An 8,296-nucleotide genomic window follows, 5' to 3' on the forward strand; every position below is an offset into this window, starting at 1 on the left:
CCGGCCCGCGCACTCCCGTCCTTAGCGGGAGCAGCGAAGCAGGACGTCCGCAACGGTGCGCAACCCTGAATTGCTTCGCTCGACGCGCACTGACCGCGCGGGCGTGCGTCGGGATGCCTACCCCGACGCCTTCTTCTTCGGTGCGGCCTTCTTCGCGGCCGGCTTCTTGGCCGGGGCTTTCGTGTCGCCGTCCGACTTACGGGCGGTCGCCTTCTTCCGCGCCGGCGCCTTCTTACCGCCGCCGGCCTCGCGCTTGGCGGCGATGAGTTTCAGGGCCTCGTCCAGGGTCAGCGCCTCGGCGTTGGCCGATTTCGGCAACGTCGCGTTGACCTGACCGTCGGTGACGTAGGGGCCGTAGCGACCCGCCTTCACCACCACGTCGCGCCCGCTCTCGGCATCCTTGCCGAGCGACCGGCCGGGATCGCCCGCCGGGCGTCCGCGCCCGCCGCCCTGCTCCTTGGCCACGATGAGGTCGATCGCCCGGTTGCCGCCGATCTCCAGCACGTCGTCGTCCCGGCCGAGGTTGGCGTAGGTGCGCCCGTGCTGGACGTAGGGTCCGAAACGTCCGATCCCCGCGAGGATCGGCTCGCCGCTCTCGGGGTGCCGGGCCACCTCCCGGGGCAGGGAGAGGAGCGCCAGCGCCTTGTCGAGGTCGACATCGCCGGGCGACAGACCCCGGGGCAGGGAGGAGCGCTTCGGCTTCTCCGCGCCCTTGTCCGGGCTCGCGTCGCCGAGCTGAATGAACGGACCGAACCGCCCGTCGCGCACCGTCACCGGCAGGCCGGTCGTCGGGTCGTTGCCGAGCACGCGCACCCCCGGCTGGCCGCCGTCGAGGGAGGAGCCGTCACCCTCGCCGTTGACGCCGCTCGCCGAGAGCTGCCGGGTGTAGGTGCATTCGGGGTAGTTCGAGCAGCCGATGAAGGCGCCGAACTTGCCGAGCTTCAGGGAGAGCTGCCCCTCGCTGCAATTCGGGCAGCCGCGCGGATCCTTGCCGTCCCCCCGGTCCGGGAAGATGTGGGGACCGAGCAAGCCGTTCAGGGCCTCCAGCACCTCCGCGACGCGCAACTCCTTGGTCTCGCCGATGGCGGCCGAGAAGTCGCGCCAGAAGTCGCGCAGGACCGTCCGCCAGTCGATCTCCGCGTTGGAGACGCGGTCCAGCTGCTCCTCCAGCCCGGCGGTGAAATCGTACTCGACGTAGCGGCGGAAGAAGCTTTCGAGGAAGCCCGTGACGAGCCGCCCCTTGTCCTCCGGCTGGAGCCGCTTCTTTTCGATTCTGACGTATTCGCGGTCGCGGAGGGTCTGGAGCACGGCGGCGTAGGTCGAGGGGCGGCCGATGCCGAGTTCCTCCATGCGCTTCACGAGGCTCGCCTCGGAGTAGCGCGGCGGCGGCTCGGTGAAGTGCTGGGTCGAGGCGATCTTCTCGCGCGTGAGGTCGTCGCCCGACGCCATCTTCGGCAGGCGGCGGCTCTCCTCGTCCTCCTCGTCGTCCTTGCCCTCCTGGTAGAGCGCCAGGAAGCCGTCGAACTTCACCACTTGGCCGGTGGCGCGCAGCTCGATCCGGCGCCCGCCGGCGGTGGCGTGGACATCGACGGTGGTACGCTCCAGCTCGGCCGATTCCATCTGGCTCGCCATGGTGCGGGTCCAGATGAGCTCGTAGAGGCGGGCCTGATCCGGCTCGAGGTAGCGGGCAACGCTCTTCGGAAGGCGGCCCATGTCGGTGGGGCGCACCGCCTCGTGCGCTTCCTGCGCGTTCTTCGCCTTCACGCTGTACTTGCGCGGGGCGCCCGGCACGTAGCGGTCGCCGAACTCGCGGCCAATCACCTTCCGGGCGTCGGCGATGGCCTCAGGCGCCATGTCGACGCCGTCGGTCCGCATGTAGGTGATGATGCCCACCGTCTCGCCGCCGACATCGACGCCCTCGTAGAGCCGCTGCGCGACGCGCATCGTCTGGGCCGGGGCCATCCCGAGCTTGCGGGACGCCTCCTGCTGCAGGGTCGAGGTGGTGAAGGGCGGCTGCGGATGGCGCTTGGCGGGCTTGGCCTCGACGCTCGCCACCTGGAAGATCGCGGCTTCCAGCGCCTTCTTGAAGGCGGCGGCCTCCTCGGCATTGCCGACGTCGAGCCGCTGGATGCGCTTGCCGTCCGCGCCGACGAGCCGCGCCTCGAAGGTCGCCCCGTCCTTCGTGGCGAGCGTCGCGACGATGGACCAGTATTCACGGGGGCGGAACGCCTCGATCTCCATCTCGCGCTCGACCACGAGGCGCAGCGCCACCGACTGCACCCGTCCCGCCGACTTGGCGCCGGGCAGCTTGCGCCACAGGACCGGCGAGAGCTTGAAGCCCACGAGGTAATCGAGCGCCCGGCGGGCGAGGTAGGCATCGACCAGCGCCTGGTCGATCTGGCGCGGCTTGCGCATCGCCTGCTCGACGGAGGACTTGGTGATGGCGTTGAAGGTCACGCGCTCGACGGGCACGCCCTTCAGCACCTTGCGCGCGGTGAGCGCCTCCAGCACGTGCCAGGAGATCGCCTCGCCCTCGCGATCCGGGTCGGTGGCGAGAATCAGCTTCTCCGCGCCCTTCACGGCCTTGGCGATCTCGCTGACCCGCTTCGAGCCGCGATCCTCCAGCTCCCACACCATGTGGAAGTCCTGCTCGGGATCCACCGAGCCGTCCTTCGCGGGCAGGTCGCGGATATGGCCGAAGGAGGCGATCACCTCGTAGTCGCGGCCGAGATATTTGTTGATCGTCTTGGCCTTGGCCGGCGACTCGACGACGACGACTTTCATCCAGAACCCTCTGCCCCCTGAGGGGGCCGTGGCGCGACGGAATGTGCGGAGTGCGCGCGAGCCCGCCGCCGGCCGGGGTCTCGCGGGGCGGAGAAGTGGGTGACTGGCGGCGGGTTGTCAAATGGCGGGCATCGGCAACGCCGTCCTTGCGAGCGCAGCGAAGCAATCCAGGGCAGCGGGACGCCTCCGAACGGTGCGCGTCCCTGGGTTGCTTCGCTGCGCCCGCAACGACGGTCAGGGGTCCACCGACGGATGCGGCCCAAGGCCCTCGGCCGTGCCTCAGATCCCCGCGTACCACTCGTAGCCCCGGTCCTCCCAGTAGCCGCCCTTGCCCTCGCCGAGGCCGGCGAGGGAGGAGACCATCTCCACCCGCATGACGTATTTGGCGTTCTTGTAGCCGAGCTGACGCTCCACCCGCAGGCGCAGGGGGGCGCCGTTCGAGACCGGCAGGGACTTGCCGTTGAGGTCGTAGGCCAGGATCGTCTGCGGGTTGAAGGCGTCGAACAAGTCGATGCTCTCGTAGTAGCGGATCGGGCGGCGGCCCGCCTCCGCGTCGTCGTTGGCGGCGGCGTCCGCCGCGCCGGTGGGCGAACCGCCCCAGTCCCCGGCCGCCGCCAGCTGGACATAGGCCGCATGGGCCGCGCGCACCGTGCCCGGCTCCGAGGGGCGCAGCCACGCTCCGTCGGCGGAGGCGTATTCGAGGGTGTCGGCGCAGTGGAAAACGGCGTAGCGCGCCTGCGGTTTCAGCCCGGCCTTCTTCAGGAGTTCCGCGAGCGGCACGCCGGACCATTTCCCGATGCAGCTCCAGCCCTCGACGCAATCGTGCCGGGTGATCTGGGTGCGGGAGGGCAGGGCGCGCAGGTCCGCGAGGCTGAGCGACAGGGGCGTCTCGACGAGACCATCGACCGTGAGACGGAACTCGGAAAAATTCTTCGCGGCCAGAGCCTTGTAGGCGCTGTCGGGCGGATCGATCGAGCCGTTGGGCTTGAACCAGGGCGAGATCATCGAGTCGGGGAATTCCCGCGCCGTGGTCTGCCCCGACATGAGAAGGCGCTGCACGTAGAGGTTGGCATCCTCCCCGAGACGGAGGGTGCGGCGGCCGGCGTCCGTCTCGGCGAAGCGGTCGCAGCCGGTGAGCAGGGAGGTGCCGAGGAGGCCGGCGGTGGCGGTGATCAGGCGGCGGCGGTGCAGGATCATCGGGCGCTCTCCCCGGCAGGCCGAACCTTGCCGATGCTGAACCAGCCGGTGATCATCCCGCGCAGGTTGTTGGCGACGCCCGAGACCAGCACGAGCACGAGGTGGACGACCACGAAGAGCACCAGCAACCCGGCGGCGATGAAGTGGACGCTCCGGGCCGATTGCCGGCCGCCGAACAGCTCCGGCAGCCACGGCCACGCGGCATCGACGCCCGGCGACATGGCGAGCCCGGCGAGCACCATGGCGGGCAGCAGCACCAGCACCACGCCGCAATAGGTGAGCTTCTGGATGACGTTGTAACGCTTGGCCTCCTCGCCCTCGGGGAATTTCAGGAGCAGGTGCTCCTTCACCGAGCCGCCGAAGTCGCGGATCTGGTCGCCCTCGGGGATCAGGCGGCGGCGAAGCTGGCCCGAGAACAGGCCGTAGAGGAGGTAGATCGCGCCGTTGATCACGAGGAACCACGCGAACAGGAAGTGCCAGCGCCGCCCGGTGGCGAGGTCCTGGCCCGAGGGGAGGGTGGCCCAGGCGGGGAAGGCCCGGTCGGCCTCGACGCCGCCGCTCGTGGACAGCCCGAGCACGCCCGTCGTGTCGAACTTGCGCTCGCCGAGATAGACCACGCCCCGGTTCGCCCCGCCGCTCTCCTCGCTCGTGATGGCGAGCGCGGGCGTGTCGAAGGTCGAGACGGAGCCCCAGTACAGGGCCGGGTGGGCGTTGAAGATCTGCAGGCCGCTCATCAGCAGCACCAGCAGCACGGCGGCGTTGATCCAGTGGGTCAGGCGGATCACCAGCGGATGCCGGTAGATCAGGCGCCGCCCGTTCCGGCCGATCCGCTCGGGGGCATCCTTGTCGGGGGCGTCGATGGCAGGCGAGGCGGTCACGCGTCCTGTCTCCCGGGCGGTGCTTCGATTTTGCGCAATACGTGTGGCAGCGGCCGCCGGTTACCAGCCGCGACGAAATTGTCGCGGGGGGAGAGGGTGGCGGCACTGATCCCGACCGCTTCGCCGTCTTTGCGAGCGCAGCGAAGCAATAGAGGGCAGCGGGACGCTTCCAGAAGGTGGCGGATCCCTGGATGGCTTCGCTGCTGTCGCAAGGACGCCGAGGATTTTAGCGATGGTCCGATTCGTTCGGCCGGTCACACGGCATGAGCGAGCGGCTCGGACGAGGGCCAGCAGCTTGTCTCAGGCAGGCGAGAGCCAACCAATCGCTTGCGGGACGCACCCCCACCGCCTACACCCGGCCCCTGCCATGACCGCTTCCGCGCCCGCGCCGTTCCCCCACCGGCACCTCCTCGGCATCGAGGGGTTGAACCGGCTCGACATCGAGGGGCTGCTCGATGCCGCCGACGCGGCGGTGGACGTTTCCCGGCAGGTGGAGAAGAAGCGCACGACGCTCCGGGGCCGGACGCAGATCAACCTGTTCTTCGAGCCCTCGACGCGGACGCAATCCTCCTTCGAGCTGGCCGGCAAGCGCCTCGGCGCCGACGTGATGAACATGTCGGTGGCCTCCTCGTCGGTGAAGAAGGGCGAGACCCTGATCGACACCGCCGCGACCCTGAACGCCATGCGGCCGGACATCATCGTGGTGCGCCACCAGTCGGCGGGGGCGGTGCATCTGCTCGCCCGCAAGGTCGATTGCTCGGTGATCAACGCCGGCGACGGCGCGCACGAGCACCCGACCCAGGCCCTGCTCGACGCCCTGACCATCCGCCGGAACAAGGGGCGGATCGAGGGGCTCCGGGTCGCCATCTGCGGCGACGTCCTTCATTCGCGGGTGGCCCGCTCGAACCTGATCCTGCTCCAGGCGATGGGCGCGCAGGTGCGCCTCGTGGCGCCCTCGACCCTGCTGCCCGCGGGGATCGAGCGATTCGGCGTCGAGACCTTCACCGACATGCGCAAGGGCCTCGACGGCTGCGACATCGTCATGATGCTGCGCCTCCAGCGGGAGCGGATGAACGGCTCCTTCGTGCCCTCCGTGAAGGAGTATTTCCGCTATTACGGCCTCGATGCCGAGAAACTGTCCTGCGCCGCCCCCGACGCCCTGGTGATGCATCCGGGTCCCATGAACCGCGGCGTCGAGATCGCCTCCGAGATCGCCGACGGGGCGCAATCCCTCATCCGCGAGCAGGTGGAGATGGGCGTGGCCGTGCGCATGGCCGTGCTCGATGCCCTGTCCCGGCACCTGCCCAACGGGTGAACATCCCCGGGTAAACCCTTCCCAAACAAAGCGGCTCGCCTTTCACCAAGGTCGGCTTGCCTAGGGTGCCGACCTGACGCAGTTTCAGGGCCGAGACCCGCGCCGGCGGCGCCGCGACTGCAGAATCGTTCATGAGCACCTACACCCTCGCCGACCTCGACCGGCTCGTAGCCAGCCGGGCCGGCACCGATCCGGGCGCCTCCTACACCGCCAAGTTGCTTTCCGAGGGTCCCGCCAAGGCCGCCAAGAAGCTCGGCGAGGAGGCGGTGGAGGCGGTGATCGCCGCGGTGCAGGGCGACCGCGAGGGCCTGAAGAACGAGGCGGCGGACGTGCTCTACCACCTCCTCGTCGTCCTCAAGGCCGGCGGCGTCGGGCTCGATGCGGTGATGGCCGAGCTGGAGCGCCGCACCGGCCAGAGCGGGCTCGCCGAGAAGGCCTCGAGGCGTCCAGCGTGAACCCGCTGCCGAACCTCGGGGCGGGCGGCGACAGCCTCTCGCCCTACCGCCAGTTTAGCCGGGACGAGTGGGCGCAGCTGCGCGCCGACGCGCCGCTGACACTCAAGGCCGAGGATCTGGAACGCCTGAAATCCCTCAACGACCCGATCTCGATCGAGGAGGTCGTGGAGATCTACCTGCCCCTGTCGCGGCTGCTGTCCTTCTACGTCGCGGCGACGCAGGGGCTGTTCAAGGCGACGCAGCGCTTCCTGATGGCCGAGCGCGAGACCAAGCTGCCCTACATCATCGGGCTCGCCGGCTCGGTGGCGGTGGGCAAGTCCACCACCGGCCGCATCCTCGCCGCCCTGCTCGCCCGCTGGCCCAACACGCCGAAGGTCGACCTCGTCACCACGGACGGCTTCCTGCTCCCCAACGCGGAGCTGGCCGCGGGCGGGCTGATGGAGCGCAAGGGCTTCCCTGAGAGCTACGACACCGCCGCGCTCCTGCGCTTCCTGCACGACGTGAAATCCGGCCAGAAGAGCGTCAGCGCGCCCCTCTACTCCCACCTCGTCTACGACCGGGTGCCGGGGGAGGAGCGGGTGGTGGAGAGCCCCGACATCCTGATCGTCGAGGGGCTCAACGTGCTCCAGCCGGCCCGCCTGCCCAAGGACGGCACGGCCATCCCCTTCGTGTCGGATTTCTTCGACTTCTCCATCTACCTCGACGGGCACGAGGACGACCTGCACCGCTGGTACGTCACGCGCTTCATGCGCCTGCGCCAGACCGCCTTCCGCGACCCGCGCTCCTACTTCCGCAAATACGCGGAGATCCCGGAGGCCGAGGCCCTGGCCGTGGCCGACCGGCTCTGGACCACCATCAACCTGCCGAACCTGCGCGAGAACATCCTGCCCACCCGCCAGCGGGCCAGCCTGATCCTCACCAAGGGGGCGAGCCACCGGATCGAGAGCGTGGCTTTGCGGCGACTGTGAGTGCAATCCCCGCGGGCGAAAGCTTGCGAATACGCCTGTTGCACAATGGATGCAGCCGCGAATGCCGCCGTGTGAGAGATTCGTTCGAAGGAACGAATCGGCGGGCGTTGCCATGAGGATCGAGGAGCGGGCACTCCTTCAGGAGCGGGTGAAGACCCTCGTCCTGGAGCACGCCCTGGCGGCGACCCTGGCGCGGTTCACCGCCCTTCGGGACCCCGCCGGGCAGGATGTGGGGGACGACCTGTCCCGGCTGGAGGACCTGCTCCTCGGCGCCGCGCGCGACCTGGCCGACCGGGCGACGCAGCAGAAGCTCTCGGTCCTCGTCGCGGTGGAGGACGTCTCCACCACCCTGAAGACGATGTTCGACGCGGCCCGCCTGCGGCTCACCTGCGCCGACGCGGAGCCGCAGGTCGCCTGACACGCGCTTCGCCACTGCACCCCGCGTCGTCTGTACGAACGCAGTGAAGCAATCCAGGGCAGCGGGACGTTTCCGGACGTGGCGTCTCCTTGAATTGCTTCGCTCCGCTCGCAATGACGGGGGGTGGTCGTGACGGCGGGTGAGCTCGCGGTGGCGCCGTGCCCCACAACGCCACGACGTCATTGCGAACGCAGTGAAGCAATCCAGGGCGGCGGGACGTTTCCGGACGTGGCGGATCCCTGAATTGCTTCGCTCCGCTCGCAATGACGGGGGGAGGTCGT

General features: G+C 69.5%; 7 protein-coding genes. 4 read left to right on the forward strand and 3 right to left on the reverse strand.

The features are described 5' to 3' along the window. Nucleotides 1–117 precede the first annotated feature (117 nt). From topA to MFF06_RS13320, 3 genes are all read right to left on the reverse strand, one after another. Nucleotides 118–2,784 (reverse strand): type I DNA topoisomerase, encoded by a 2,667-nt coding sequence (topA, locus tag MFF06_RS13310; protein WP_238204579.1) that lies wholly within the window; start codon nt 2,782–2,784, stop codon nt 118–120. Nucleotides 2,785–3,063: 279 nt separating this feature from the next. Next, nucleotides 3,064–3,981, reverse strand: coding sequence for a molybdopterin-binding protein (locus tag MFF06_RS13315; RefSeq protein WP_238204580.1), 918 nt, complete (start codon nt 3,979–3,981; stop codon nt 3,064–3,066). Continuing rightward, nucleotides 3,978–4,859, reverse strand: coding sequence for a cytochrome b/b6 domain-containing protein (locus MFF06_RS13320; protein WP_370876658.1), 882 nt, complete (start codon nt 4,857–4,859; stop codon nt 3,978–3,980). The genes MFF06_RS13315 and MFF06_RS13320 overlap by 4 nt, the downstream gene beginning before the upstream one ends. A 367-nt stretch (nt 4,860–5,226) precedes the next feature. On the opposite strand from MFF06_RS13320, the gene MFF06_RS13325 reads away from it, so the two are divergent. The 4 genes from MFF06_RS13325 to MFF06_RS13340 all read left to right on the forward strand — a co-directional run bounded on the left by MFF06_RS13325 (nt 5,227) and on the right by MFF06_RS13340 (nt 8,015). Then, nucleotides 5,227–6,174, forward strand: coding sequence for an aspartate carbamoyltransferase catalytic subunit (locus MFF06_RS13325; protein WP_238204581.1), 948 nt, complete (start codon nt 5,227–5,229; stop codon nt 6,172–6,174). A 131-nt stretch (nt 6,175–6,305) separates the two neighbouring features. After that, a complete protein-coding gene (locus MFF06_RS13330; RefSeq protein ID WP_238204584.1) occupies nt 6,306–6,629 on the forward strand; it encodes a phosphoribosyl-ATP diphosphatase in 324 nt (107 codons plus the stop codon). Continuing rightward, nucleotides 6,626–7,597 (forward strand): type I pantothenate kinase, encoded by a 972-nt coding sequence (coaA, locus tag MFF06_RS13335; protein WP_238204586.1) that lies wholly within the window; start codon nt 6,626–6,628, stop codon nt 7,595–7,597. Before MFF06_RS13330 ends, coaA begins: the two co-directional genes overlap by 4 nt. Before the next feature lie 112 nt (nt 7,598–7,709). Next, nucleotides 7,710–8,015 (forward strand): hypothetical protein, encoded by a 306-nt coding sequence (locus tag MFF06_RS13340; RefSeq protein WP_238204588.1) that lies wholly within the window; start codon nt 7,710–7,712, stop codon nt 8,013–8,015. The last annotated feature ends 281 nt before the right edge of the window (nt 8,016–8,296 follow it).

This window comes from Methylobacterium aerolatum (genome assembly GCF_022179085.1).
Lineage (GTDB): Bacteria > Pseudomonadota > Alphaproteobacteria > Rhizobiales > Beijerinckiaceae > Methylobacterium > Methylobacterium aerolatum.

Coding starts and splice junctions, on each gene's coding strand:
- topA (WP_238204579.1), bottom strand. CDS start 2,784: ATGAAAGTCGTCGTCGTCGAGTCGCCGGCCAAGGCCAAGACGATCAAC.
- MFF06_RS13315 (WP_238204580.1), bottom strand. CDS start 3,981: ATGATCCTGCACCGCCGCCGCCTGATCACCGCCACCGCCGGCCTCCTC.
- MFF06_RS13325 (WP_238204581.1), top strand. CDS start 5,227: ATGACCGCTTCCGCGCCCGCGCCGTTCCCCCACCGGCACCTCCTCGGC.
- MFF06_RS13330 (WP_238204584.1), top strand. CDS start 6,306: ATGAGCACCTACACCCTCGCCGACCTCGACCGGCTCGTAGCCAGCCGG.
- MFF06_RS13340 (WP_238204588.1), top strand. CDS start 7,710: ATGAGGATCGAGGAGCGGGCACTCCTTCAGGAGCGGGTGAAGACCCTC.